The 25893-nt window shown below is 71.4% G+C and carries 28 protein-coding genes; 8 read left to right on the plus strand and 20 right to left on the minus strand.

Annotated elements, in window-relative coordinates:
- Positions 1–18: 18 nt before the first annotated feature.
- From E0W78_RS03300 to E0W78_RS03315, 4 genes are all read right to left on the minus strand, one after another.
- Positions 19–372 (minus strand): hypothetical protein, encoded by a 354-nt coding sequence (locus tag E0W78_RS03300; RefSeq protein WP_131402412.1) that lies wholly within the window; start codon positions 370–372, stop codon positions 19–21.
- Between the two features lie 5 nt (positions 373–377).
- Entirely contained in the window at positions 378–2171 is a 1794-nt protein-coding gene (locus tag E0W78_RS03305) for a thiamine pyrophosphate-requiring protein (RefSeq protein WP_131402413.1), read from the minus strand.
- A gap of 72 nt (positions 2172–2243) precedes the next feature.
- The gene (gene miaB / locus E0W78_RS03310) at positions 2244–3716 is read right to left on the minus strand and encodes a tRNA (N6-isopentenyl adenosine(37)-C2)-methylthiotransferase MiaB (protein ID WP_131402414.1); all 1473 of its coding nucleotides are present in this window, start codon (positions 3714–3716) and stop codon (positions 2244–2246) included.
- A gap of 58 nt (positions 3717–3774) precedes the next feature.
- Positions 3775–4464 (minus strand): DUF305 domain-containing protein, encoded by a 690-nt coding sequence (locus E0W78_RS03315; protein ID WP_207392609.1) that lies wholly within the window; start codon positions 4462–4464, stop codon positions 3775–3777.
- A 125-nt stretch (positions 4465–4589) separates the two neighbouring features.
- On the opposite strand from E0W78_RS03315, the gene E0W78_RS03320 reads away from it, so the two are divergent.
- The 5 genes from E0W78_RS03320 to E0W78_RS03340 all read left to right on the plus strand — a co-directional run bounded on the left by E0W78_RS03320 (position 4590) and on the right by E0W78_RS03340 (position 9494).
- Positions 4590–6149 (plus strand): hypothetical protein, encoded by a 1560-nt coding sequence (locus E0W78_RS03320; RefSeq protein WP_131402416.1) that lies wholly within the window; start codon positions 4590–4592, stop codon positions 6147–6149.
- A gap of 132 nt (positions 6150–6281) precedes the next feature.
- Complete coding sequence (locus E0W78_RS03325; protein ID WP_207392623.1) at positions 6282–7010, plus strand: amino acid ABC transporter ATP-binding protein; 729 nt, start codon at positions 6282–6284, stop codon at positions 7008–7010.
- Positions 7011–7038: 28 nt separating this feature from the next.
- Positions 7039–7920 carry a glutamate ABC transporter substrate-binding protein gene (locus E0W78_RS03330; protein ID WP_131402418.1) on the plus strand — a complete coding sequence of 294 codons (882 nt, stop codon included), beginning with the start codon at positions 7039–7041 and terminating at the stop codon, positions 7918–7920.
- A gap of 51 nt (positions 7921–7971) precedes the next feature.
- Positions 7972–8622, plus strand: a complete 651-nt coding sequence (locus E0W78_RS03335; RefSeq protein ID WP_131402419.1) for an amino acid ABC transporter permease — start codon at positions 7972–7974, stop codon at positions 8620–8622.
- On the plus strand, positions 8619–9494 hold the full coding sequence (locus E0W78_RS03340) for an amino acid ABC transporter permease (RefSeq protein WP_131402420.1): 876 nt from the start codon (positions 8619–8621) through the stop codon (positions 9492–9494). Before E0W78_RS03335 ends, E0W78_RS03340 begins: the two co-directional genes overlap by 4 nt.
- A gap of 59 nt (positions 9495–9553) precedes the next feature.
- Here E0W78_RS03340 and E0W78_RS03345 read toward each other — a convergent pair whose 3' ends face one another.
- From E0W78_RS03345 to dapA, 14 genes are all read right to left on the minus strand, one after another.
- Entirely contained in the window at positions 9554–10012 is a 459-nt protein-coding gene (locus tag E0W78_RS03345) for a hotdog fold domain-containing protein (protein WP_131402421.1), read from the minus strand.
- A 36-nt stretch (positions 10013–10048) separates the two neighbouring features.
- A complete protein-coding gene (locus E0W78_RS03350; protein ID WP_131402422.1) occupies positions 10049–11122 on the minus strand; it encodes an exo-alpha-sialidase in 1074 nt (357 codons plus the stop codon).
- 58 nt (positions 11123–11180) lie between these two features.
- Positions 11181–11705 carry a regulatory protein RecX gene (locus tag E0W78_RS03355; protein WP_131402423.1) on the minus strand — a complete coding sequence of 175 codons (525 nt, stop codon included), beginning with the start codon at positions 11703–11705 and terminating at the stop codon, positions 11181–11183.
- Positions 11705–12799, minus strand: coding sequence for a recombinase RecA (gene recA / locus E0W78_RS03360; protein ID WP_131402424.1), 1095 nt, complete (start codon positions 12797–12799; stop codon positions 11705–11707). The genes E0W78_RS03355 and recA overlap by 1 nt, the downstream gene beginning before the upstream one ends.
- 192 nt (positions 12800–12991) lie before the next feature.
- Positions 12992–13186: a DUF3046 domain-containing protein gene (locus E0W78_RS03365; protein WP_131402583.1), complete on the minus strand. Its 195-nt coding sequence runs from the start codon at positions 13184–13186 to the stop codon at positions 12992–12994.
- Positions 13186–13479 (minus strand): helix-turn-helix transcriptional regulator, encoded by a 294-nt coding sequence (locus E0W78_RS03370; protein ID WP_019145421.1) that lies wholly within the window; start codon positions 13477–13479, stop codon positions 13186–13188. The genes E0W78_RS03365 and E0W78_RS03370 overlap by 1 nt, the downstream gene beginning before the upstream one ends.
- A gap of 28 nt (positions 13480–13507) precedes the next feature.
- A complete protein-coding gene (locus E0W78_RS03375; RefSeq protein ID WP_131402425.1) occupies positions 13508–14002 on the minus strand; it encodes a nicotinamide-nucleotide amidohydrolase family protein in 495 nt (164 codons plus the stop codon).
- A gap of 1 nt (position 14003) precedes the next feature.
- Positions 14004–14627, minus strand: coding sequence for a CDP-alcohol phosphatidyltransferase family protein (locus E0W78_RS03380; RefSeq protein WP_207392610.1), 624 nt, complete (start codon positions 14625–14627; stop codon positions 14004–14006).
- Positions 14628–14632: 5 nt separating this feature from the next.
- Positions 14633–15115 (minus strand): hypothetical protein, encoded by a 483-nt coding sequence (locus E0W78_RS16690; RefSeq protein WP_207392611.1) that lies wholly within the window; start codon positions 15113–15115, stop codon positions 14633–14635.
- 2 nt (positions 15116–15117) lie between these two features.
- Complete coding sequence (locus tag E0W78_RS03385) at positions 15118–17610, minus strand: DNA translocase FtsK (protein WP_131402426.1); 2493 nt, start codon at positions 17608–17610, stop codon at positions 15118–15120.
- 89 nt (positions 17611–17699) lie between these two features.
- Positions 17700–18500: a sirohydrochlorin chelatase gene (locus E0W78_RS03390; RefSeq protein ID WP_131402427.1), complete on the minus strand. Its 801-nt coding sequence runs from the start codon at positions 18498–18500 to the stop codon at positions 17700–17702.
- Between the two features lie 98 nt (positions 18501–18598).
- Positions 18599–18817, minus strand: coding sequence for a hypothetical protein (locus tag E0W78_RS03395; RefSeq protein ID WP_131402428.1), 219 nt, complete (start codon positions 18815–18817; stop codon positions 18599–18601).
- A gap of 4 nt (positions 18818–18821) precedes the next feature.
- Entirely contained in the window at positions 18822–20501 is a 1680-nt protein-coding gene (locus E0W78_RS03400) for a ribonuclease J (RefSeq protein WP_131402429.1), read from the minus strand.
- Positions 20502–20511: 10 nt separating this feature from the next.
- Positions 20512–21426 carry a 4-hydroxy-tetrahydrodipicolinate synthase gene (gene dapA / locus E0W78_RS03405; RefSeq protein ID WP_131402430.1) on the minus strand — a complete coding sequence of 305 codons (915 nt, stop codon included), beginning with the start codon at positions 21424–21426 and terminating at the stop codon, positions 20512–20514.
- A gap of 88 nt (positions 21427–21514) precedes the next feature.
- Here dapA and E0W78_RS03410 point away from each other — a divergent pair, with 88 nt between their 5' ends.
- The 3 genes from E0W78_RS03410 (at position 21515) to E0W78_RS03420 (ending at position 24581) form a co-directional block, all read left to right on the plus strand.
- Positions 21515–22282 carry a thioesterase family protein gene (locus E0W78_RS03410; protein ID WP_165570393.1) on the plus strand — a complete coding sequence of 256 codons (768 nt, stop codon included), beginning with the start codon at positions 21515–21517 and terminating at the stop codon, positions 22280–22282.
- Between the two features lie 46 nt (positions 22283–22328).
- Positions 22329–23540 (plus strand): mechanosensitive ion channel domain-containing protein, encoded by a 1212-nt coding sequence (locus E0W78_RS03415; RefSeq protein ID WP_131402432.1) that lies wholly within the window; start codon positions 22329–22331, stop codon positions 23538–23540.
- A 66-nt stretch (positions 23541–23606) separates the two neighbouring features.
- Entirely contained in the window at positions 23607–24581 is a 975-nt protein-coding gene (locus tag E0W78_RS03420) for a glycosyl hydrolase family 18 protein (protein WP_165570394.1), read from the plus strand.
- On the opposite strand, the gene E0W78_RS03425 is transcribed toward E0W78_RS03420, so the two are convergent.
- The gene (locus tag E0W78_RS03425) at positions 24578–25066 is read right to left on the minus strand and encodes a dihydrofolate reductase (protein ID WP_131402434.1); all 489 of its coding nucleotides are present in this window, start codon (positions 25064–25066) and stop codon (positions 24578–24580) included. The two genes, E0W78_RS03420 and E0W78_RS03425, sit on opposite strands and share 4 nt — an antisense overlap.
- Complete coding sequence (locus E0W78_RS03430) at positions 25063–25878, minus strand: thymidylate synthase (protein WP_131402435.1); 816 nt, start codon at positions 25876–25878, stop codon at positions 25063–25065. The genes E0W78_RS03425 and E0W78_RS03430 overlap by 4 nt, the downstream gene beginning before the upstream one ends.
- Positions 25879–25893: the final 15 nt, after the last annotated feature.

Here is a 25893-nt window from a genome sequence, read left to right on the forward strand (position 1 = left end):
GCCCATCCTGCCGGACGTCTACCAGGAGACGTACGTGACGGTGAAGCGTCCGGCCAGCTCGTCCTGCAGGCGCGTCACGAGCTTCTTGGCCTGCCGGTCGAGGTCGCGGAAGGCCTTGGGCGTGCCGAGCCTAGGGTTCGCGTCGAGGTTCTCCATCGCCTCGCCCCACGCGCGCAGGTCGTCGACAAGATCGGACGGCAGGCCGAGCGCGGTGCCCAACCACACGCGGTCGTCCGGGAGCAGGCCGGTCGCGTCCCAGAGCGGCACCGTGACCCCGTAGTCCCACATGAAGCGGATCTCCGTGCCCTCGACCTGCGCGGCGTCGCGCTCGTGCGAGCTCGGCGCGCCTCCGGTCCATCCCTCGTCCGTCACGGCCGTCATTGTTCCTGCTCGGCCTGGCCGTCGAGCAGCGCCCTCGCGTGCGCGTTGCCCTCGAGGTCGAGCGCTCGGTGGTAGCCCTCCAGCATCTGCTCGCCCGCCGGGAACGGCGGCAGCAGCGGCACGTCCGGGTCGACGATCGCCTCGATGACGACCGGCCGGTCGGCGGCCAGCGCCTCGTCCCAGGCGGCGTCGACGTCCTCGGGCCGGTCCACCCGGATGCCCCGCAGGCCGAGCAGGTCGGCGTACCCCGCGTACGGAAAGTGCGGCAGCGACTGGCTGGTGTCGAAGCGCGGGTCGCCCTCGGTCTCGCGCTGCTCCCAGGTGACCTCCGCGAGGTCGCCGTTGTGCAGCACGAGGACGACGAACCGCGGGTCGGCCCAGTCCTGCCACCGGCTGGCGACCGTGATGAGCTCGGCGACCCCGTTCATCTGCATGGCCCCGTCACCGACGAGGGCGACGACCGGACGTCCGGGCCACTCCAGCTTGGCCGCGAGCCCGTACGGGAGTCCCGAGCCCATCGAGGCCAGCGTCGACGACAGGTGCGCCTGGACGCCGGACGGCAGGGTCAGGTGCCGGGCGTACCAGTAGGTCACCGACCCGACGTCGACGCTGACCTGCGCGTCGGCCGGCAGCCGCGGCGACAGCACACGCACGACCCGCTCGGGGCTCAGCGGGTCGGCGGGGCCGTCCGCCCGCTCCTGGGCGATCTCGTGCCAGCGCTCGACCTGGGCGACGACCTGGTCGCGCCACCCGTGGTCGGTCCGTTCGTCCAGCAGCGGCAGCAACGCCTCGAGCGTGCCGGCGGCGTCGCCGACGACCCCGACCTCGACCGGGTAGCGGTTGCCGAGGTGCCGTCCGTCGAGGTCGACCTGCACCGCCCGCGCCTGGCCGGGCCTCGGGTAGTACTCGGTCCAGGGGTCGTTGGTGCCGATCATCAGCAGGGTGTCGCACTGGTCCATGAGCCAGCCGGACGCCGTGGTGCCGAGGTGACCCATCACGCCGCAGCTGGTCGGCAGGGTCTCGTCCCACCACGGCTTGCCGAGCAGGCTGGTGGTCACGCCCGCGCCGAGCCGCTCGGCCACGGCCCGCACCTGGTCGGCCGCGTCCCGTGCGCCCTGGCCGACGAGCAGGGCGACGCGCTCGCCTGCGTTGAGCACCGCCGCCGCCTCGGCCAGGTCGTCCTCGGCCGGCAGCACGCGCGGCGTGCGCCACTGCGGGGTCGTGGGCACCACCCCGTGCTCGTGCGGCACCTCGGCCGGAGCCTCGGCGACCTGCACGTCGTGCGGCAGGATCACGACGCAGGGTGAGCGCGTGGCCAGCGCCGTGCGGAACGCCCGGTCGAGCACCATCGCCGCCTGCTCCGGGGCCAGCACCGCCTGGACGTACTGGGCGGCGACGTCCTTGAACAGCGCGGTGAGGTCGATCTCCTGCTGGTACTCCGAGCCCAGCGCCGTCGTGGGCTGCTGCCCGACGATCGCGACCACGGGCTGGTGGTCGAGCTTGGCGTCGTAGAGCCCGTTGAGCAGGTGCACGGCGCCGGGCCCCTGGGTGCTCACGACCACGCCGACCCCGCCGGTGTACTTGGCGTGGCCGACGGCCATGAGAGCGGCGTTCTCCTCGTGCCGGGCCTGCACCAGCACCGGGTCACCGTCGGCCCGGCGCAACGCTCCCATGAGCCCGTTGATGCCGTCGCCGGAGTAGCCGAAGACCCGGTGGACGTCCCAGGCCAGCAGCCGTTCGACGACCAGGTCGGCGACGAGGCGGGGTGCGTCCTGCGGGGTGCTGCTCATGGGACCTCCGGATGAGTCGTGTGACTCAGGCGGAGTACCCGGGCGGGCGCGGCGCAATCGCGCCGGCCAGAGCTACAGCGCGCAGGCGGGGACGTCCGCGGCCGGCAGCGGCGCGGGGACGCCGATGCTCGGCATGCCCAGGCCGACCGAGCGCACCTCGGTGCGTCCCTGGCGGGCCTCCCACGTGTCGCCGGCGCGGGTGCGGCGGATCGAGGCGGGCGGGACGTCGCTGACCAGGTGGTGCGGCGCGCCCTTGGTGATCGTCACCTCGACCATGTCGCCCGGACGCACCTCGGCGCCGCCGGTGACGAAGTGGACCAGCCGGTTGTCGCGCGCACGTCCGGTCAGGCGGGACGTCTCGCCATCCTTCTTGCCGCTGGTGTCGGCGACCAGCAGCTCGACCGTGGTGCCCTCGAGCCGCTTGTTCTCCTCGTAGGCGACCTCGTTGACCAGCGCGATGAGCCGGTCGTAGCGCTCCTGGACGACCGCCTTGGGCAGCTGGTCCGCCATGGTCGCGGCCGGCGTGCCCGGACGCTGCGAGTACTGGAACGTGAACGCGCTGCTGAACCGCGCCCGGCGCACGACGTCCATCGTCTCGAGGAAGTCCTCCTCGGTCTCGCCGGGGAAGCCGACGATGATGTCGGTCGTGATGGCCGCGTGCGGCATCGCCTCGCGCACCCGGTCGAGGATGCCGAGGAACTTCTCCTTGCGGTACGAGCGGCGCATCGCCTTGAGCACGCGGTCCGAGCCCGACTGCAGCGGCATGTGCAGCTGCGGCATGACGTTGGGCGTCTCGGCCATGGCGGCGATGACGTCGTCGGTGAAGTCCTTGGGGTGCGGGCTGGTGAAGCGGACGCGCTCCAGGCCCTCGATCTCGCCACAGGCGCGCAGCAGCTTGGCGAACGCCTGCCGGTCGCCGAACTCGACGCCGTACGCGTTGACGTTCTGGCCCAGCAGCGTCACCTCGGCGACGCCGTCGTCCACCAGCGCCTGCACCTCGGCGAGGATGTCGCCGGGGCGGCGGTCCTTCTCCTTGCCGCGCAGCGCCGGGACGATGCAGAACGTGCAGGTGTTGTTGCAGCCGACGCTGATCGAGACCCACGCGGAGTAGACCGAGTCGCGCTTGGTCGGCAACGTCGACGGGAAGACCTCGAGCGCCTCGAGGATCTCCACCTGGCTGTCGCGCTCGATGGCCGCGCGGTCGAGCAGCACCGGCAGCGAGCCGATGTTGTGGGTGCCGAAGACGACGTCGACGTACGGCGCGCGCTCGGTGATGGTGGCGCGGTCCTTCTGGGCCAGGCAGCCGCCGACGGCGATCTGCATGGTCGGGTTCTTCGCCTTGACCGACGCCAGGTGGCCGAGGTTGCCGTACAGCTTGTTGTCGGCGTTCTCGCGCACCGCGCAGGTGTTGAACACGACGAGGTCGGGCACGGCGTCGCCGTCGGCCTTCGCGTAGCCGGCGGTCTCCAGCAGGCCCGAGAGCCGCTCGGAGTCGTGCACGTTCATCTGGCACCCGTAGGTGCGCACCTCATACGTCTTCGTCATGGCCGCACCATCGTACGTCCGCGATCCGCCGTCCCCCGCATCCGCGCGGCAGGCCCGGCTACATCGCCTCCAGCATCTGGCGCATGCGGTCGGTCTCGGCCGACTGGTCGGCGCCGATGCCGGCCGCGAGCTCGTTGAGCTCCTGGTCGCTGCCCTCGGCGAGCACCTCGTCGACCATCTCCATGGCGCCCTGGTGGTGCATGATCATCAGCTCCAGGAAGAGCTCGTCGAACGCCTCGCCCTTGGCCTGGGAGAGCCGCTCGAGGTCGGCCTCGGACGCCATGCCGGGCATGTCCTCCATCGACTCGTGCGCGCCGGACCCGTGGTGGTCGTGGGCGTCCATCGAGAGCGGTCCGAGCTCGCCCTTCTCGATCTGCTCGGCGGTCGGGGCGTCCTGCCCTCGCTTGGTCAGCCAGCTCGCCATGAGGACGATCTCGGGCTTCTGCGCCGCGGCGATGCGCTCGGCGAACGTCCGCACGCCCTCGCCGCCGCCGGCCGCCGGCGCGAACGCGGCCATCTCCAGCGCCTGCGCGTGGTGCGGCACCATCATCTGCGCGAAGGCGATGTCGGCGTCGTTGGCGTCCGCCGGCTCCACCTCGGGCGCCTCGTCCAGGGTCTTGGAGTCCTCGCCCGGCTTGCCCGGCTGGACGATCGTGCCGTCCACCTGTGGACGGTCGTCGTCACCGCTGCACGCGGCGGCCCCCATCAGCACGACCGCGCACAGCACGGCCCCGATCCTGCTCGTCATCGTCATCCCCCCGGCCGACGGCTTCGTCCCGCCGAGGTTAACGGCGCAAAACTTTTCGCACCAGGGTCTTGTGCCTGCCCGTTCCGCCCGACGACGATACGAACACTTCGGGGGAAGGAACACACATGCGTATCTCGCGCTCCAGAGCCTCAGGAACGGCTCTTCTCACCCTGGCCGCAGCCGGCGCCCTCACCACGGCGCTGCTCACGCCGCTCGGCGCATCGGCCGACGACTCCACCACGACCGAGGATCCCTGCAAGGACTTCCCGGCCCTCTCCGACGCCGACCGGCGCGCCGGCAACTGCGTCCCCGGCAACGACATCGCCCGCATGAACGACCGCGGGACGAAGCTCGACACCGAGCAGGACGAGCAGTCCAGCAGCAACGTCCGCCGGCTCAAGACGATCCCCAAGCAGGGGTCGTTCGCCTCCGTGGACGCGCTCAACAGCGACCTCGCGTTCAGCGGCCGCTACGCCTACGCGGGCAACTACAACGGCTTCACCGTCTACGACCTCAAGAACCCGGCCAAGCCGAAGGTGCTGTCGCAGGTCGTGTGCCCCGGCTCGCAGAACGACGTGTCGGTCTACGGCGACCTGCTCGTGCTGAGCACCGACTCGTCCCGCTCGGACGACTCCTGCGAGAGCACCGCCCAGTCGGCCACGATCAAGGACTCGTGGGAGGGCATCAAGGTCTTCGACATCTCCAACCCGCGCGTGCCCGAGTACGTGTCGGCGGTCGAGACCCCGTGCGGCTCGCACACCCACACGCTCGCGCCGAAGGCCCGCAAGGGCGGCTGGGGCCACGACAAGAAGGGCGGCAAGGGACGCAAGGGCGAGGACCTGTACGTCTACGTCTCGTCCTACTCCCCCAGCGCCAGCTTCCCGGACTGCCAGCCTCCGCTGGACTCGATCGGCGTCGTGAAGATCCCGACCGACAAGCCCGAGAAGGCCTCGCTGGTCAACGTGCCGGTGCTCTTCCCGGACGGCGGCAACCCGGGCAACGGCTACACGCGGGCCACGTCCGGCTGCCACGACCTGACGGCGTACCCGAGCAAGGACATCATGGCCGGCGCCTGCATGGGTGACGGCATCCTGCTCGACATCTCCGACCGCGAGAAGCCGGTCGTCACCGAGAACGTCCGCGACGACAACTTCGCCTTCTGGCACTCGGCGACGTTCAACAACGACGCCACGAAGGTCGTCTTCACCGACGAGCTCGGCGGCGGCGGTGCGCCGACCTGCAACCCGACGGTCGGCCCGGAGAAGGGCGCCAACGGCATCTACGACATCACTCGCCGCGGTGAGCTGACGTTCAAGAGCTACTACAAGATCCCGCGCACCCAGGCCAACACCGAGAACTGCGTCGCCCACAACGGCTCGCTGGTCCCGGTGAAGGGCAAGGACATCATGGTCCAGGCCTGGTACCAGGGCGGCTGGTCGATGTTCGACTTCACCGACTCGGCCAACCCCAAGGAGATCGCCTGGCACGACCGCGGCCCGTACGACGCGGCCGAGCTCGTGACGGCCGGCCCCTGGTCGACGTACTACTACAACGGCTACATCTACTCCAACGAGATCCAGCGCGGCTTCGACGTCTTCAAGGTCGACGACCGCCGCATCCGTGGGGCGGAGCGGGTCCGGTTCGACGAGCTGAACCCGCAGAGCCAGCCGCGCTACCGCGAGTAGCACGGACGCCCGTGACGGAGCCGGTCGGACCTCGTGTCCGGCCGGCTTCGTTGCGTTGTGGTGACGATCTCGGTTCCGGGTGTCGTCTCGCCCAGTGGGACCGATAGGTTGTGCGCCATGGTTTCCACCCCGATGGTCGCCATGCAGGGCGTCCAGAAGCACTTCGGCTCCCTGCATGTGCTCCAGGACATCGACCTTGAGGTCGCCCAGGGCGAGGTCGTCGTCGTGATCGGCCCCTCGGGGTCCGGCAAGTCGACGCTCTGCCGCACGATCAACCGGCTCGAGACGATCGACGAGGGCACGATCTCCCTCGACGGCCAGCCGCTCCCGGCCGAGGGCAAGCCACTCGCCCAGCTGCGCGCGGACGTCGGCATGGTGTTCCAGTCGTTCAACCTCTTCGCGCACAAGACGATCCTCGAGAACGTCACGCTGGGCCCGATCAAGGTCCGCGGCGAGAAGAAGGCCGACGCCGAGGCCCGCGCGATGGAGCTGCTCAAGCGCGTCGGAGTCGACTCGCAGGCCCAGAAGCTGCCCGCGCAGCTCTCCGGCGGCCAGCAGCAGCGTGTGGCGATCGCCCGCGCCCTGGCGATGCAGCCCAAGGTGATGCTCTTCGACGAGCCGACCTCGGCGCTGGACCCCGAGATGATCAGCGAGGTCCTCGACACGATGACCTCGCTGGCGCGGGACGGCATGACGATGATCGTGGTCACCCACGAGATGGGCTTCGCCCGCACCGCTGCCGACCGCGTCGTGTTCATGGCCGACGGACGCATCGTCGAGCAGAACACGCCGCAGGAGTTCTTCGACCACCCGCAGTCGGAGCGCGCCCGGGACTTCCTGGGCAAGATCCTCAAGCACTGACCACCCACTCAACACCCCTGGGGGAACAATGAAGATCAGCACCCGCTTCGCGGCGCTCGGCGCCGCTGCCCTGCTGACGCTCGCCGCCTGCGGCGACGCCGGCTCCGAGAACGAGGCCGCCGACAACGACTACGAGGTCGTCGACAGCCCGAAGTTCGACGACGGCACCCGCATGGCCGAGATCGCCGAGGCCGGCAAGGTCAAGATCGGCGTCAAGTTCGACCAGCCCGGCATCGGCTTCAAGGCCGCCGGCTCGGACGAGCCGACCGGCTTCGACCCGGAGATGGGCAAGATCATCGCCGGCCAGCTCGGCATCGAGCCCAAGGACATCGAGTGGGTCGAGACCATCTCGGACAACCGTGAGCCCTTCCTGCAGAACGGCACCGTCGACTTCGTGATCGCGTCCTACTCGATCACCGACGAGCGCCGCCAGGTCGTCGGCCAGGCTGGCCCGTACTACCTCACCGGCCAGCAGCTGCTCGTCGCCGCCGACAGCGACATCACCGGCCCCGAGGATCTGAAGGGCCAGAAGGTCTGCTCGGTCACCGGCTCCACCCCGATCAAGACGATCGAGGAGAAGTACGACGTCACGCCCGCCGGCTTCGACACGTACTCCGAGTGCGTCGAGCAGCTGAAGAACGGCTCGGTCGACGCGGTCACCACCGACGGCTCGATCCTGCTCGGCTACGCCGCTCAGGACCCGGACGCCCTCAAGGTCGTCGGCGAGCCGTTCTCCGAGGAGCGCTACGGCATCGGCTACAGCAAGGACTCCCCCGAGCTGTGCACCTTCCTCAACGACACGCTGACCAAGGCGTTCGAGGACGGCGCCTGGGAGGACGCGTTCGACGCCACCCTCGGCAAGTCCGGCAACGAGGTCCCCGAGGCGCCGAAGCTCGACGCCTGCGCCTGAGCACTGAGCACGACCCGCTGACGCGGGCCTGATCGCCACCGAAAGGATGAGATGGACGTCCTGGTCGACAACGCCGACCTGATCCTCGACGGATTCTGGAAGACGTTGCAGCTGGTGCTGGTCTCGGGCGCGTACGCGCTCGTGATCGGCGTCCTCGTGGCGGTCGCCCGCGTCAGCCCCGTCGGGGTGCTGCGCGGAGCGGCGACGGTCTACGTGACCCTGTTCCGCAACACGCCCCTGCTGATCCTCATCATCATCGCGTACTACGGCATGCCGGACATCGGCATCAACCCCGGGTTCTTCCCGCTCATCACCATCGCGATGGGCATCTACACCTCGACGTTCATCGCCGAGGCGCTGCGCTCGGGCATCAACGGCGTGCCCGTCGGGCAGGCCGAGGCAGCTCGCGCCGTCGGGATGCCGTTCGGCATGACGATGACGCAGGTCGTGCTGCCGCAGGCCGGACGCCTGATCGTCCCGCCGGTCGCCAGCGTGCTCATCGCCCTGGTGAAGAACACCTCCCTCGCGGGTGCCTTCGGCATCGCGGAGGCCACGTTCCGGATGAGGGGCCTGCTGAACGACCACGCCACCGACCGGTGGTGGATCTTCTTCGGCATCGGCCTCGGCTACGTCGTCATCGTGGAGGTCATCTCGTTGATCGCCTACCTGATCGAGCGCCGCTGGAAGGTGGTGACCCGATGACCAGCGTCCTGTTCGACGTCCCCGGCCCGAAGGCACGCCGCCGTCACCGCATCATCGGCGGGCTGACGATCCTGGCCCTGGTCGGCCTCTTCGCGCTCGCGATCTGGAAGCTGTACAGCGAGGACCTCTTCACGGCGCAGAACTGGGAGCCGTTCGTCACGCCGGTCTACATCAACGTCCTCCTCGAGGGCCTGATGTGGACCATCATCTCGGCGGTCCTCGCCATCGCCGGTGCCGTGGTGCTCGGCGTGGTCCTGGGTGTCGCCAAGCTGTCGGACCACCGCATCGTCCGCTGGCCGGCATGGCTGTTCGTGGAGTTCTTCCGCGCCGTCCCCCTGCTGCTCCTGATCATCTTCATCTGGTCCCTGGCCGGCTACCCGCTCTACACGATCTGGCCGCTCGTCGCCGGACTCGTGCTCTACAACGGTTCCGTCCTGGCCGAGATCTTCCGGGCGGGGATCAACGCCGTCCCGAGCGGCCAGGTCGAGGCCGGCTACGCCCTCGGCCTGCGCAAGACCGCGGTCACGCGGATCATCCAGCTGCCGCAGGCGATCCGGATCATGATCCCGTCGCTCATCAGCCAGTGCATCGTCGCCCTCAAGGACACGTCGCTGGGCTACGTCATCACCGCGTCCGGCCTCACGGTCGCCGGCCGCGAGATCTGGCGGACGTTCGGCAACTACCTGTCCACGGCCATCGTCCTCGCGGTCATCTACATCATCCTCAACCTGCTGCTGAGCTGGTTCGGCAACTGGGTCGAGGGGCGCATCAACCGCTCGCCCAAGACGGTCGGCAACGACGCGGCTCGGAGCACCACGGACCTGGAGCAGCGCCGTCTCGACAACGGCAGCACCGTGGGTGGCCCCGTCTAGGCGCCCCACACGCACGAGGGCCCCGGCACCGATGGTGCCGGGGCCCTCGTGCGTCCGGGTCAGGACTTGGGCGTGACCCACAGATGGATGGTCCCCTCGACGACGACCGTGCCGTCGGCACGGGTCGCGCGCACGGTCACGGGGACGTCGGGCGCCTGGGCCCAGTCCTCGGCGGTGGTCGTGGCCGTGCAGACGAGGTCGGACGTGGACTTCGCGAGGTACTTCACGTCCATGCCCTTGGGCAGCCAGCGGTGGCCGTCCGGCACCGTCGCCTCGGCCAGCAGGCCCATGGCGGCCTCGAGACCGTTGCAGACGGCGATGGCGTGCACGGTGCCGATGTGGTTGTGCACGGCCTTCCGCTTGGGCAGCAGCAGCTCAGCGTGGTGCGGCTCGACGGACCGGACGCGCATCTTGATCGTGCGGAAGTACGGGGCCTTGCGCCCGAACAGCTTCGAGAAGATCCAGTCGCCCTGGGGCAGCGCCGTGATGCGCCGGTACATGTCGTAGGTCGCGGTCATGGGCACCACGTTACCGGTAGGTAACCGTGGATGGTGTCAGACCGTCAGCGCCCGCACGCACACCACCTCGGGCAGGTTGGAACGGATCTCGTGCCAGGACTCCCCCTCGTCCGTGCTCGACCACACCGCGCCGTGGCGGGTGCCGACGTAGACGCCCAACGGGTCGGCGCCGTCGTGGCACAGGGCATCGCGGAGCACGACCGTGTAGGCCTCGTCGGGCAAGCCCTCGTGCAGCTCGTGCCAGTTGTCGCCGGCGTCCTCGGTCCGCCAGATGCTCGGGCGGGCGCCCGGCGGGAACCGCTCGATGTCGGCGCTCAGCGGGAAGACGTACGCCGTGCCGGGCCGACGCGGGTGCGTCAGGACCGGGAAGCCGAACTCGGCCGGCAACGGCTCGCTGATCCGCGTCCAGGTGCGACCCGCGTCGTCGGTGCGGTAGACGCCGCCGTGGTTCTGCGCGTACATCCGGTCGGGGTCGGCGGCGTCGACCGCCACCTTGTGCACGCACTGCCCGTACTCCGGGGTCTCGCCCGGCTGGAACGGCACCGCGATGCCATGGTTGCGCGGGTGCCACGAGGCCCCGCCGTCCTCGCTGCGGTACACGCCGCCTGTCGACATCGCGACCGTCACGACGTCGGGATCGGTGGGGTGCGGCAGGATCGTGTGGATGGCCTGGCCGCCGGCACCCGGCTCCCAGTCGGGCCGGTGCGGGTGGTCCCACAGCGACTGGACGAGGTCGAACGTCTCGCCGCCGTCGGTCGACCGGAACAGGGCCGAGGGCTGGGTGCCCGCCCACACGACGTCCGGGTCGACCGGGGACACCTGCACCTGCCAGATGCGTTCCACGATGGCGCCGGATCCCGGCGGGAAGCCGAAGGCCCGCTTCGGCTCCTGCCACGACGCCCCGAGGTCGTCCGAGCGCATGAGCCGCGGACCGAAGGGCCAGCTGGTGGTGCCGGCGAACAGGCGTGGCGGCGATCCGTGCGGGCTGACGCCGAGCGAGTAGACCTCCTCCATGGAGAAGGCGAGCGGGTCCCAGGCCCAGCGCTCACGGTCGTCGGACCGTCCCACGAACAGTCCCTTGCGCGTCCCGACCAGCACGACAGCCGCCATGACACTCCGCCCTTCGTCCAGACGACGGTAGGAGTGCCATGGCGGCAGCGTCAACGGGTCACATCGACTCGAGCGGCTCCGGCTCGGAGCCGAGCTCCTCGCGGACGACGCTGAACGCGACGTTCGGCGAGTAGCCCTTGCGGGCGAGCATGCCGGTGAGCCGCCGGGTCTTCACCGTGCGGTCGAGACCCTGCATGCTGCGCAGCTTCTTCTGGACGAGCTGATGGGCCGCCTCCACCTCGGTGTCGGCGTCGACCTGCTCGAGCGCCTCGGCGGCCACGTCGTCGTCGATGCCCTTCTTGCGCAGCTCACGAGCCAGCGCCGATCGGCCGAGCCCCTTCGAGCGCTGCCGCGACTCCACCCACATGCGGGCGAAGGCCGCGTCGTCGATGAGGCCGACCTCCTCGAACCGGTCGAGCAGCCGGACCGCGACGTCGGCCGGGACGTTCTTCTTGGCCAGCGACTCCGCCAGCTCGGCGCGGCTGCGCGGCTGGTCGGTCAGCCGCTGCAGCAGGATCTGCCGGGCGAACGACTCGGCGTCCGCCTCCGGCAGGTCCTGCTGCGGGTCGTGCGGCACGGACATCAGAACGCGGTGGCGTCGTCCGTCTCGGCCACGTCGGGGGCGACGTCGTCGGCCGGCTCGGCCACGTTCGGCCCGACTCCCAGGTGCTCCTTGATGCGCTTCTCCAGCTCCTCGGCGAGGTCGGGGTTGTCGCGCAGGAAGTTGCGCGAGTTCTCCTTGCCCTGACCGAGCTGGTCGCCGTCGTAGGTGTACCAGGCGCCGGCCTTGCGGACGATGCCCGTCTCGACGCCGAGATCGATCAGGCTGCCCTCACGGCTGATGCCCTGGCCGTACATGATGTCGAACTCGGCGATCTTGAACGGCGGGGCGAGCTTGTTCTTGACGATCTTGACCTTGGTGCGGTTGCCGACCATGTCGGTGCCGTCCTTGAGCGTCTCGATGCGGCGCACGTCGAGCCGGATCGAGGCGTAGAACTTCAGCGCCTTGCCGCCCGTGGTGGTCTCGGGGCTGCCGAACATCACGCCGATCTTCTCGCGCAGCTGGTTGATGAAGATCGCCGTGGTGCCCGAGCCGTTGATGGCGCCGGTCATCTTGCGCAGCGCCTGGCTCATGAGCCGGGCCTGGAGGCCGACGTGGCTGTCGCCCATCTCGCCGTCGATCTCGGCGCGGGGCACGAGCGCGGCGACGGAGTCGATGACGATGATGTCGAGCGCGCCGGAGCGGATCAGCATGTCGGCGATCTCGAGCGCCTGCTCGCCGCTGTCGGGCTGGGAGACCAGCAGCGCGTCGGTGTCGACGCCGAGCTTGCGGGCGTACTCGGGGTCGAGCGCGTGCTCGGCGTCGATGAACGCCGCGACGCCGCCGGCCTTCTGCGCGCTGGCCACCGCGTGCAGCGCGACCGTGGTCTTTCCGGAGGACTCCGGGCCGTAGATCTCGACGATGCGGCCGCGGGGCAGGCCGCCGATGCCGAGGGCCACGTCCAGCGAGGTGGCGCCGGTGGGGATGATCTCGATCGGCGCGCGGGCCTGGTCGCCCAGGCGCATGACCGCGCCCTTGCCGTAGTTGCGGTCGATCTGCGCGATCGCGTTGTCGAGCGCCTTGCCCTTGTCCGCGTCGGGCTTGACGGCGGAGCGGGAGGAGGTCTTGGGAGGCATGGGGCGGTTCCGTTCTGCGAGGGGCACCGAGGCGCCGGATGGCCAGGCATCTTCAACGCTAGGAGGACCCACTGACATCCTGGGCCTCGTCGACCCGCCTGTGGAGGGACGTCCTCCCGACGTCAACCTGTGGACCTCACGCTACACGAACAGGTGTTCGACCAGCGCGCGACACGCCGGGCGGAGGTAAGGTCAGCGCTCGGACGCGGGGAGCTGCAGGTTCGCGTGCACCGCGCGCCAGACGAGCTTGGGGTCGACGCCGGCGTCGAGGGCGTCGGTCGGCGTGCGGCTGCCCAGCTCGCCGAGCGACTGGGTGGACGCCCACACGTGGGCGTAGGCCTCGCCGAGGTGGAGCTCCATGCGCTCCCAGAACTCGCTGTGACGCATCAAGCGGCGGACATCGACACGTCGGGGGCGATGGACGACACGCTGGCCAGCTCGGTGGCCTCCTCGACCTCGAGCAGGGCGCTCACGTCGACCAGCACCTTCGAGAGCGGGACGTCGAGCGCGCCGGCGAGCGCTGCCAGCAGCTCCGAGCTCGGCTCCTTGTGGCCGCGCTCGATCTCGGAGATGTAGCCCAGGCTGACCCGGGCCTTGGCCGAGACGTCGCGCAGGGTGAGTCCCTGGGCGATCCGGCGGGCGCGCAGGACCTCACCGACGAACTGTCGCATCAGCGTCATGCCTGCACCTCCGGTGTCATCGTCTCGTTCAACCCGTCCGTGGGCCGAGATGTTCCCCCAGCCTAGCGACCAGCAGCGACAAGCCCGCCAGGACGGTCGAGGAACGGACGTCGTCGCGGTCGCCGGGCAGCGCCAGCAGCTCCCCACGCACCCCGTCCGGGCCGGCCACGGCGACGTGCACCGTGCCCTGCGGCTTGCCCTCGCTGGGTCCGGGACCGGCGACGCCGGTGGTCGACACGCCCCACGTGGCGCCGAGGCGGACGCGCACCCCCTCGGCCATCGCGGCCGCCACGTCGGCGTCGACGGTGCCCCGCTCGGCGACCAGGTTGGCCGGGACGCCGAGCAGCTCGGTCTTCAGGTCGGCGGCGTAGGCCACGACTCCCCCGCGGACCACGACGGACGCACCGGGCACGTCGACCAGCGCGGCGCACACACGGCCGCCGGTCAGCGACTCGGCGGTGGCGACGGACTCGCCGCGCTCGCGCAGCAGCGCGACCGCGCGCTCCGCGACGTCGGCGGTCATGTCAGGCCGCGCTGCGGTCCTGCGCCTCGCGCCGCAGCGCGATCGCGTCGCGGACGTAGACGGCGCCCGTCCAGAGCGTCTGGGCGACGGCCGCGGCCATGACCACGTGGGTGGCCCAGCGCAGCGCGTCCGCCGCGACGTTGTCCCACAGCTCCAGCGGCAGGACGTAGCCGCCGAGCGCGATCGCCTGGAGCATCGTCTTGAGCTTGCCGCCCTTGCTGGCCGGCATCACGCCGTACTTCTTGACCGCGAACCGCATGGCCGTGATGCCCCACTCGCGCACGAGCACGAGCACGGTCACCGTCCAGAACAGCCAGCTGTCGAAGATGATCGCCAGGCCGATGAACGCCATGCCGGTCAGCGCCTTGTCGGCGATCGGGTCGGCCAGCTTGCCGAAGTCGGTGACCAGGTTGCGGCTGCGCGCGAGGTCGCCGTCGATCTTGTCGGTGATCATGAGCAGCACGAAGGCGACCCAGGCCGCGATCCGCAGCCCGACGGACTCGCCGCCCTCGGCCAGCAGGAGCCACCCGAACACGGGGACGCCCAGGATCCGTACGACGGTCAGGACGTTGGCGATGTTGAGGTTGCTCGGCGGCTGCTGAGCGCGCTCTTCTGCGGACGACACGTCGCTCAGTATGAGGCAGTACGGCGCAGGCGGGCCAGGCGGTCCTGCGCGGCGGCCGGCGACGACGACATCGCGAGCCCCAGCGGGACCGTGAACACGCGCTCCCCCTGGCGGGTCACGACCTTGACGTGCGGGTCGCGCAGCAGGCCGTGGCGCGGCTCGACGCGCAGGTCGCCGACCTCGCGCCAGGGCAGGCCGACCCACGAGCGGCGCTGGCGCAGCCGCAGGCCCAGGTCGTCCGCGACGAGCACCGGCGTGCGGGCGTCCGCGGTGGCCGCGAGGTGGACGAGGCCGAGCACGATGAGCACCGCGGCCACGCCGTACCACCACACCGGGCCCTCGCCCTCGAGCGCGAGCACCGCGAACCCGGCGCCCAGCGCCAGGCACAGCGCGCCGAGGACGACGAACAGCAGGCCGCGACGGTGGATCTCGTAGGCCGGGTCGGGGTCGACGGAGCCGTGGTCGGTCACGACGTGCAGCGAGGTCACGCTCATCCCACCTGCACCGAGGCGAGGACGTCCTCGAGGTCGTCGGGCTTGACCAGGACGTCGCGCGCCTTCGAGCCCTCGCTCGGCCCGACGACGCCGCGGCTCTCCATGATGTCCATGAGCCGGCCGGCCTTGGCGAAGCCGACGCGCAGCTTGCGCTGCAGCATCGAGGTCGAGCCGAACTGCGTCGTGACGACGAGCTCGATCGCCTGGAGCACGAGGTCCATGTCGTCGCCGATGTCGTCGTCCAGCTCGCGCTTGGACTCCTTGGCGGCGGTCACGTCCTCGCGGTACGTCGGCTGCAGCTGCTCCTTGACGTGGGAGACCATCGCCTTGATCTCGGCCTCGTCGACCCAGGCGCCCTGCATGCGCATCGCCTTGTTCGCGCCCATCGGCAGGAACAGGCCGTCACCCTGGCCGACGAGCTTCTCGGCGCCCGGCTGGTCGAGGATGACCCGGCTGTCGGCCAGCGAGCTGGTCGCGAAGGCCAGGCGGCTGGGCACGTTGGCCTTGATCAGGCCGGTGACGACGTCCACGGACGGACGCTGCGTGGCCAGCACCAGGTGGATGCCGGCCGCACGCGCCAGCTGCGTGATGCGGACGATCGAGTCCTCGACGTCGCGCGGGGCGACCATCATGAGGTCGGCGAGCTCGTCGACCACGACGAGCAGGTACGGGTACGGCGCCAGCTCGCGCTCGCTGCCCGGGGGCAGCTCCACCTGGCCGGCGCGCACCGCCTTGTTGAAGTCGTCGATGTGGCGGAAGCCGAAGTTGGCCAGGTCGTCGTAGCGCATGTCCATCTCGCGCACGACCCACTGCAGCGCCTCGGCCGCCTTCTTGGGGTTGGTGATGATCGGCGTGATCAGGTGCGGGATGCCCTCGTAGCTGGTGAGCTCCACGCGCTTGGGGTCGACCAGGATCATGCGCACCTCGTCGGGCGTGGCGCGCATGAGGATCGAGCTGATCATCGAGTTCACGAACGACGACTTGCCCGAGCCGGTGGCGCCGGCGACGAGCAGGTGGGGCATCTTGGCCAGGTTCGCCACGACGAAGCCGCCCTCGACGTCCTTGCCCAGCCCGACGATCATCGGGTGGTGGTCGCCGCGGGCCTTGCTCGAGCGCAGCACGTCGCCGAGCGACACCATCTCCTTGTCGACGTTCGGGATCTCGACGCCGATGGCGGACTTGCCCGGGATCGGCGACAGGATGCGCACCTCGTTGGAGGCGACGGCGTAGGAGATGTTCTTGGTGAGCGCGGTGACCTTCTCGACCTTGACGGCCGGGCCGAGCTCGACCTCGTAGCGCGTGACCGTCGGGCCGCGCGTGTAGCCGGTGACGGCGGCGTCGATCTGGAACTGCTCGAGCACCTCGGTGAGCCGCTTCACGACGTCGTCGGACGCCGCGGAGCGAGCCTTGGGCGGCGTGCCCTCGCGCAGCAACGACGGCTCGGGCAGGTTGTAGACGACGTCGCCGGACAGCGCCAGCTGCTCGGTGCGCGACGGGATCGGCTCGAAGGGCTTCTCGACCTTGGCCGGCTCCTCGGTGACCAGCACCTCGGACTCGACGTCGGCCGCGGTCTCCAGGGGCTCGGGCCGGTCGCCGGCGTCCTCGTCGTCCGGACCCTCGACCAGCGGGTTCTCGTAGACCTCGTCGACGGCGGGCGGCGGCGTGCGCGGGTGACGCTTGCGCGCCGGCTTCTCCTCCACGACCGGCTCCGGGACGTCCTCGGCGGGCGAGGCCGAGCGGCCGAGCAGCCGGTCGCGCACGGCGGCGGCGCGTGCGGGCACGGCGTAGAGCGGCGTGTTGAGCACGGTGAGGGCGCCGAACGCGGTCAGCAGCACCAGGATCGGGGCGACGACCCAGGCGGACTTGAGCAGGTCGACCAGCACGGCGGAGACGAGGTAGCCGATCGCTCCCCCGGCCTCGCGCATCGCGTCCGCGTCGTGGTCGGACGGCCGCGGGACGCCGTGCGCCAGGTGCACGAGGCCGAGCAGGCCGCCGACCAGGCAGAACCAGCCGAGCAGCGTGCGTCCGGCGGGCGTCTCCTCCTGGGAGGGACGCATCGTGCGCCACGCGAGCACGAGCAGGGCGACCGGCACGGCCCAGGCGAGCACGCCCACGCTGCCCATGGTGGCGCCACGCACGGCACGCCCCACGAAGCCGGGGATGTGCCACCACACCGACGCGGCGACGACGATGGCCAGGGCGAGGACCGCCAGGCCGATGCCGTCACGGCGCTGCTCGGGGTCGAGGTCGCGGGCGCTGCGGCCCACGCTGCGGGTGATCGTGCCCACGAGGGCGGCCAGGCCGGTCCAGCACGCGAGCACCAGGCGGCCGAGGCCACCGAGGGCAAGCACGAGCGGGCCAGGACCGGACGCGGCGGCGGGCTTGCGCGCCGCCGGCTTGCGGGCCGCGGGCTTCTTGCTCGCGGGTCGCTTGCGGGCCTGGCTACCGGACGGCCGCTTGCGCGGCGGGGAAGACGTACGGGTCGCCATGGGCGTAAGCCTAAAGCAAGAGTCGAGAGTTGGGCGCCCGTACACGCCCGTCCCGCCCCGCGTTCTCGGGACGCACGGGATCGGCGACCTCAGGCCCCGGGGTCGCTGGCCAGCGCCGAACGTCCCAGCGCCTGCTCGAACCGGGTCAGCACCAGCCCGGCCAGCCGCGCGTCGGGCGGCCCGCCGTCGAGGAAAGGCGCCGTCACCAGGTCGGCCCCGCACGCGCGCAGGGCACCGAGCTGCTGTCCCCCGCTGAGCAGGTAGGACGAGACGACCACGCGGCGTCCGTAGGCCCGCGCGATGTCGATGGCGTCGGTCAGGGACGTGTCTGAGCCCGTCAGCGAACCGAGGTGCACGCGCCCGCCCCACACCGCGCTGAGCAGCCGGGCCGCCCGGGCGAACGCGGCGAGCTCCTGCCCCTCGGTGGAGCCCGGGACGCCGAGCACGATGGTGTCGCCCTTGCGGGCACCCGCCGCGATGAGCCGCTCGGCGCCGATCTCCGCGAGGGCCCAGTCGGGCCCCAGGGGCGCGGCGAGCCGCAGCCGAGGCGCCTGGGCGCGAGCCGTGGCCAGGGCCCGGACGACGTCGCGCTGGGGCGACAGTCCGATCGGCACCGCCACGGCGGGGACGTCCAGGACGGGGAGGGAGTCGGCGAGCGGGCCGGAGACGACGACCTGGCGCACGTCCAGGCCCGGGGCCTCGCGGCGGACCGCGTTGGCCAGCCCGGCCAGCGCGGCGCGCTCGACCGGGGTCGTCGGCGCCGGCGAGCAGGCGAGCAGCACCTCGACGCTCACGACCGCCCCCTCGAGCCGCGGACGGTCACGGCCGGCGACCGGACGGTGCGTGCGTGACCCACCGGGCCGGTGCCGGCCGCGACTGCTGCGATCCATCGGGACCGACCCTGGTGCCGGTCCCCCCTTGGGATCGACCGTAGGGAGCCCGTGTGAACGGTGGACCGACCCGAGGTTTCGGACGCGTAACAGTTCGCTCAGGGGCGTCCGTGGCGCTCGCGGCGCTGGCGACGCTCCTCGAGCACGGCCAGCACGAGGCCGAAGACCGCGAAGAACACGGTGAACACGACCCACGAGCGGGTCGGCGCCCAGGTGCCCTCGGACGCCCGGAACACCAGGTGGACGGTCACCCAGGCGACGCCGGCGCCCAGCGCCGTGGCCGCGACGAGGCGCGCCCACGGCGGCAGGCGGTGCACCGGATCAGGCCTCGAGGACGATCGGCAGGATCATCGGGCGGCGACGCAGCTTGCGGCCGACGAACGAGCCGAGCGTACGACGCATGACCTGCTTGAGCTGGTACTCGTCGCGGGCGCCGTCGGCGATCGACTGCTCCAGCGCGGCGATCAGCTTCGGTGCGATCTCGTCGAAGACGCTGTCGTCCTCGGCCATGCCCCGGGCGTGGATCTCGGGGCCGGTGATGATCTTGCCGGTCGTGGAGTCGACCACGACGACGACCGACACGAAGCCCTCGTCGCCCAGGACGCGACGGTCCTTGAGCTCGGTCTCGGTGAGGTCGCCCACCGACGAGCCGTCGACGTAGACGTAGCCGCACTCGACCGCGCCCACGACCGAGGCGTGCCCGTCGACGAGGTCGACGACGTAGCCGTCCTCGGCCAGGACGACGTTCGGGACGCCGGTCTGCGTGGCCAGCTTGGCGTTGGCGTGCAGGTGACGGATCTCGCCGTGCACCGGCATGACGTTCGACGGCTGCACGATGTTGTAGCAGTACAGGAGCTCGCCGGCCGAGGCGTGGCCCGACACGTGCACGAGGGCGTTGCCCTTGTGCACGACGTTCGCGCCGAGCTTGGTCAGGCCGTCGATGACGCGGTAGACCGCGTTCTCGTTGCCCGGGATGAGCGAGGACGCGAGCAGCACGGTGTCGCCGGGCTCCAGGCTCACCTGCTGGTGGCTGCGGTTGGCCATGCGCGACAGCGCGGCCATCGGCTCGCCCTGCGAGCCGGTGCTCATGAGCACCATCTTCTCCGGCGGCGCCGCGTCGAGCTTGTCGACGACGACGCCGTCCGGGACGTGCAGGTAGCCCAGCTCGCGCGCGATCTGCATGTTGCGGACCATCGAGCGTCCGACGTAGGCGACCTTGCGGCCGTGCTTGGCGGCGGCGTCGAGCACCTGCTGCACGCGGTGCACGTGCGAGGCGAACGAGGCGACGATGATGCGCTTCTTGCTGTTCGCGAACACCGCGTCGATCGCCGGGCCGATGTTGCGCTCGGCGGTGGTGAAGCCGGGCACGTCGGCGTTGGTGGAGTCGGTGAGGAACAGGTCGACGCCCTGCTCGCCGAGCCGCGCGAACGCGCGCAGGTCGGTGATGCGGCCGTCGAGCGGCAGCTGGTCCATCTTGAAGTCGCCGGTGTGCAGCGCGACGCCGGCACCGGTGGTGATGGCGACGGCCAGTGCGTCCGGGATGGAGTGGTTGACCGCGACGAACTCCAGGTCGAACGGGCCGAGCGACAGCGTCTCGTCGGCGTCGACGACGTGCTTGGGCACGTCCTTGAGCCGGTGCTCGCGCAGCTTGGAGTCGACGAACGCCAGCGTCAGCTTGGAGCCGATGAGCGGGATGTCGCCGCGCTCGCGCAGCAGGTACGGGACGCCGCCGATGTGGTCCTCGTGGCCGTGCGTCAGCACGATGCCGACGACGTCCTTGAGCCGGTCACGGATGGGGCCGAAGTCGGGCAGGATCAGGTCGACGCCCGGGTGGTGCTCCTCGGGGAACAGGACGCCGCAGTCGACGATCAGCAGCTTCCCGCCGTACTCGAAGACGGTCATGTTGCGGCCGACCTCGCCCAGGCCGCCGAGCGGGACGACGCGCAGCGCGCCCTCGGCGAGCGGCGGCGGGGTGGACAGATCGTTGTACACGTGGGTCAAGACGAGCTCCTCAGCTCTCGAGCAGCCCGGCGGCGACGAGGCCGGCACGCACGACGGCGACCTCCTGCTCGTCCGCGTCGGGCAAGGGAAGGCGCATGGTGGTGTGCTCGAGCACACCGAGCAGGTTCAGCGCGACCTTCGCCGTGATCGCACCCTGCGTGTAAGTCATCATCGCGGTCACCAGCGGGGCCAGCCGCTGGTGGACCGCGCGGGCCGAGGCCAGGTCGCCGGCGTCGACCGCCCGGACCATCTCGGCGTACTGCCGGCCGGCGGCGTGGCCGACCACGCTGACCGTGCCGGCAGCACCGTAGGCGAGCCAGCCCAGCGTCAGCTGGTCGTCGCCGGAGTAGTAGACGATGCCGGTCTCGGCCATGATCCGCGCGCCGCGGTCGAGGTCGCCGACGGCGTCCTTCACCGCGACGACGGCCGGGTTGCGGCGCAGCTCGACGTACGTCTCGGGCGCGATCGTCGTGGCGGTGCGTCCGGGGATGTCGTAGAGCATGACCGGTCGGCCGTCGCCGGCCGCCGCGACGGCGTCGACGTGGGCGACGATGCCGCGCTGCGGGGGCTTGGAGTAGTACGGGGTGACGACGAGCAGGCCGTCGGCACCGACCTTGGCCGCCTGCTCGGCCAGCGCGACCGAGTGACGGGTGTCGTTGGTGCCCACGCCGGCCACGACCGTGGCGCGGTCGCCGACCGCCTCGACGACGGCGGCCAGCAGGCGTCCGTCCTCGTCGACGGACGTCGTCGGGGACTCCCCCGTCGTGCCGCTGACCACCAGGCCGTCGTTGCCGTGGTCGACCAGGTGCGTCGCCACCTTCTGCGCCGCCGCCAGGTCCAGCTCACCGTCGACGGTGAACGGGGTGACCATGGCGGTGAGCACGCGTCCGAAGGGCGCGGCGTCGGTGGCGAACGGCGAGGTCATGGCCCTCAGGCTACCGTCTGGGGGCCGTCGTGGCTGCGCCGCGTCGCCGCGCCCCGGCGCGCGGGTGACCTGCTGCACAATGTCGGACGTGACCGAGGACCTCTACCCCACCGACACCGCCTCCACCGGGCGCGGCGACGGCGTGCGCGACCTGACCGTGACCGACCGCTGGAACACCCCGGTAGGGACGCCCAACGGCGGCTACGTCCTGGCCACGATGCTGCGTGGCCTCGGCGAGGAGCTCGGGTCCGACCAGCCGCTCGTCGCCGCGATCTCGTACCTGAGCCCGGCCCGCCCCGGCCCGGCGAGCCTGCGCACGTCCACGCTGAAGACCGGGCGCCGGCTGAGCACCGGCACGGCCGAGCTCGTGTGCGACGAGCGCGTCGTCGCCCAGCTGACCGCGTCGTACGGCGAGCGCTCGGGCACGTCGATGGAGCTGGGCGCCCCGCCCGCCCTGCCCGACCCGCAGGACTGCCTCGACCCGTTCGCCGAGCACCGTCCCGACGCCGGTCTCATGCACCGTGTCGAGTACCGCATGCCGCACCAGGGCGCCGGCGGCGCGGGCGACCCCACGTACCGGCTCTGGCAGCGGATGGCCGGCGAGCGGGTGCCTGACCTGTACGCCCTGGCGTTCCTGGTCGACTCGTGCCCGCCGCCGGTGCTCGAGGTCAGCCCGGGCGGCTCGGTGACGGTGCAGCTCACCGTCCACCTCCACCGCGTCCCGGTGTCCCCGTGGGTCGCGACCGTCGTCAGCACCCGGCACGTCGCGGGCGGCTACCACGAGGAGGACTGCGAGCTCTGGGACGAGGACGGCAACCTGCTCGCACAGAGCCGCCAGCTCGGCATCCTGCTCTAGACCGCTCGAGTCGAGGTCTCACCGGGTCGTTGCCACGATGGGGGCCATGACCGACGCGTGGGAGGACTTCGTCAGGGCTCTGGTCGTCGCGCTGCTGGTGGCGGCCGTCGTCATCGTCGCGGCCAAGGTGGTCGTCCAGGTGGGCGGACGCCGCTGGGACGTGGCCCGGCAGCTGGAACGGCGCTCGAAGCTGTGGTTCCGCTTGCTGGTGCTGGAGATCGCGGTGACCGTCGCCGTCCGGACGTCCATGCCGCAGATCGACTACACGTACCGCTGGGACGAGCTGATCCGGCACACGCTGCAGATCCTCATGATCCTCACGATCGCCGGGCTCGTGGCCAGCATCCTGCTGCTGGTGGAGGACTCGGGCCTGCGCCGGTACGACGTGGACGTGCCCGACAACCGGCTCGCCCGCCGGGCCCGCACGCAGATGCAGGTGGTGCGGCGCCTGACCGTCGCCGCCGTCGTGGTCGTCGCCCTCGGCGCGGTGATGCTCACCTTCGACGGCGTCCGGGCCGTCGGCGCGAGCGTGCTCGCCTCGGCCGGCGTGCTGTCGATCGTGGCCGGCCTGGCCGCCCAGTCGACGCTCGCCAACGTCATCGCCGGCATCCAGATCGCGTTCAGCGACTCGATCCGCCTGGACGACGCGGTGATCGTCGAGCAGGAGTGGGGCTGGATCGAGGAGATCACGCTCACCTACGTCGTGGTGCGGCTGTGGGACGACCGGCGCCTGGTGCTGCCCTCGACGTACTTCACGACGACGCCGTTCCAGAACTGGACGCGCAAGCACTCCGAGCTGCTCGGCGCGGTCGAGCTCGACCTGGACTGGGGCATCTCCCCCCACGACATGCGCGACCAGCTCGACCACGTGCTCGCCGACACCGACCTGTGGGACGGACGCACGAAGGTGCTGCAGGTGACCGACGCGGTCAACGGGTGGGTGCGGGTGCGCATCCTGGTCAGCGCCAAGGACGCCCCGTCGCTGTTCGACCTGCGCTGCCACGTCCGCGAGCGGATGGTCGAGTGGCTCGGCCGCGACCACCGCGGCGGCCTGCCGCGCTTCCGGGTGGAGAACGTGAACCGGACCGTCTCCCCGCGCGGCCCGCAGCGGGAGGGCGAGCCGCAGGGCCTGTTCACCGGTGACGCCGACGCCGAGGCGCGCGCGGCGCGGGTCACCGGGCAGATCCCGGTCGTGGAGGCCGAGCTGCCCGAGCGGCCGCAGCGCACGACCCAGGAGGGGCACGACGGCGACGCGTGACGTGACCTGCGCGACGTCCGACCGGTCCCGCGGACGCCGGCGGTGGGCTTCGTGTTCACTGTCCCGGTGACCCGCGCACCCCGTCTCGTCGTCCTGCTCGCCGCCGTCGCCCTGCTGGCGCCTGTGCACGCGGCGGACGCCAGCCCCTCCCGCCGGCTCGACGTCACGGGGTACGCCCTGGCCGGCCAGGCGCGCCCGTCCGACGTCACCCGCGACGGCGGGTACCTGCGCACGATCGGGATCGACGGCGTCGTGCTGGCCGGCCCGCGTGCCGTCACCCGCGTCGCCCCTCAGGCGCACGCCCTGCGCCGCACCGCGCAGCGGCACGACCGCAAGGCCGTGCTGCTCGTCTCCAACTACACCGACGCGCTGGGCGACTTCGACGAGCCGCTGGCGTACCGGATGCTGTCGTCGCGCAGCAACCGGACGGCGGTCGTCCGGAGCCTGGTCCGGCAGGCGCGCGGCTTCGACGGTGTCCAGGTCGACCTGGAGTCGCTGGCCCCGCGCGACCGGGCCGGTCTCGTCGCCTTCACGCGCGAGCTGCGCCGAGCGCTCCCCCGCCGATCGTCGCTGTCGATGGCCGTCATGGCGTCCTCGGACGACGCCGGGTACCGCGCCCGCGGCTACGACCTGCGCCGCCTGGCCCGCAGCCTGGACCGCGTGGTGCTCATGGCCTACGACCAGCACGGCCCCACGTGGTCCGGGCCGGGCGCGATCGGGTCGGTGCGCTGGGTGCGCTCGGAGCTGCGGTTCCTGACGAGTCGCGTCCCGCGGCGCAAGGTCGACCTGGGTGTGGCGGCGTACGGCTACCAGTGGGGTGGCGGCGCCGGGACGCTGACCGTGCCGCAGGCCCGGCGGCTGGCCGGCGACCGGGCCCGGTGGAGCCGCAAGCACGCCGAGTGGCACGCCCGTCTGCCCGGTGGCCGGACGATCTGGTGGTCCGACCGGCGCTCGCTGCGGGCCCGCGAGAAGGTCGCGCGGGCCGCGGGAGTGCGCGGCGTGGCGATCTGGCAGGTCGGCTCGTCCGGCCGGCTGCGCTAGCGGCGCTCGTAGGTCGCGATCTCGTAGTCGGGCGTGCCCGCGTGGGCCGTGCGCGCGACCTCGCGCCAGACGTCGGCGTCGACCGGTCCGAAGAAGGCGTCGCCCTCGCGCTCGAGCGGCACGTGGGTGACGACCAGCCGGTCGACCAGCCCGGCCGCGAGCGCCTCGGCGTACACCTGGGCCCCGCCGACCAGGAACACCTCGTCGTCCAGCGCGGCCGCGGCCTCGAGCGCGTCGGTCAGGTCGTGCACCACCACCACGTCGTCGTGCCCGGGCCGCCAGTCGGCCTGCCGGGTGAGGACGACCGACGTGCGACCGGGCAGCGGACGTCCGATCGACTCGAACGTCGCCCGGCCCATGACGACGGGGTGGCCCCAGGTGAGCTCCTTGAACTGGCGCATGTCGCCGGTGCGGGGCCAGGGCATCTGCCCGTCGCGCCCGATGACGCCGTTGCGGCCGACTGCGACGACGATCGTGACCGTCATACGGCGATCGGCGCCTTGATCGCGGGGTGCGGGTCGTAGCCCTCGAGGGTGATCGACTCCAGCGCGAAGCCGTCGATGTCGGTGACAGTCGGGTCGAGGTGCAGCGTCGGCAGCGGGCGCGGGTCGCGGGTCAGCTGCTCGCGCGCCTGGTCGAGGTGGTTGAGGTACAGGTGCGCGTCGCCGAACGTGTGCACGAAGTCGCCGACGTCGTAGCCGCACACCTGGGCGACCATGTGGGTCAGCAGCGCGTAGGAGGCGATGTTGAACGGCACGCCCAGGAACACGTCGGCGCTGCGCTGGTAGAGCTGGCACGACAGCCGCGGACGTCCGCCGTCGACGGCCGGGGCCACGTAGAACTGGAAGAACGCGTGGCAGGGGGCGAGCGCCATCTTGTCGAGCTCGGCGACGTTCCAGGCGCTGACGATGTGGCGGCGCGAGTCGGGGTTGGCCTTGAGGTCGGCGACGACCTTGGCGAGCTGGTCGACGTGCCCGCCGTCGGGCGTGGGCCACGAGCGCCACTGGGCGCCGTAGACCGGACCGAGGTCGCCAGTCTCGGGGTCGGCCCACTCGTCCCAGATGGTCACGTTCTGGTCGCGCAGCGTGTTGTTGTTCGTGTCGCCGGCGATGAACCACAGCAGCTCGGCGAAGACGGCGCGCGTGTAGATCTTCTTGGTCGTCACCAGCGGGAAGCCCTCGGTGAGGTCGAAGCGCATCTGGTGGCCGAACACGCTGCGGGTGCCGGTGCCGGTGCGGTCGGACTTCTCGACCCCCTCGTCGAGGATCCGCTGGACGAGGTCGAGGTACGCGCGCATGGCGCCAAGGCTACG

Source organism: Aeromicrobium sp. IC_218, assembly GCF_004336805.1.
Taxonomy (GTDB): Bacteria; Actinomycetota; Actinomycetes; order Propionibacteriales; family Nocardioidaceae; genus Aeromicrobium.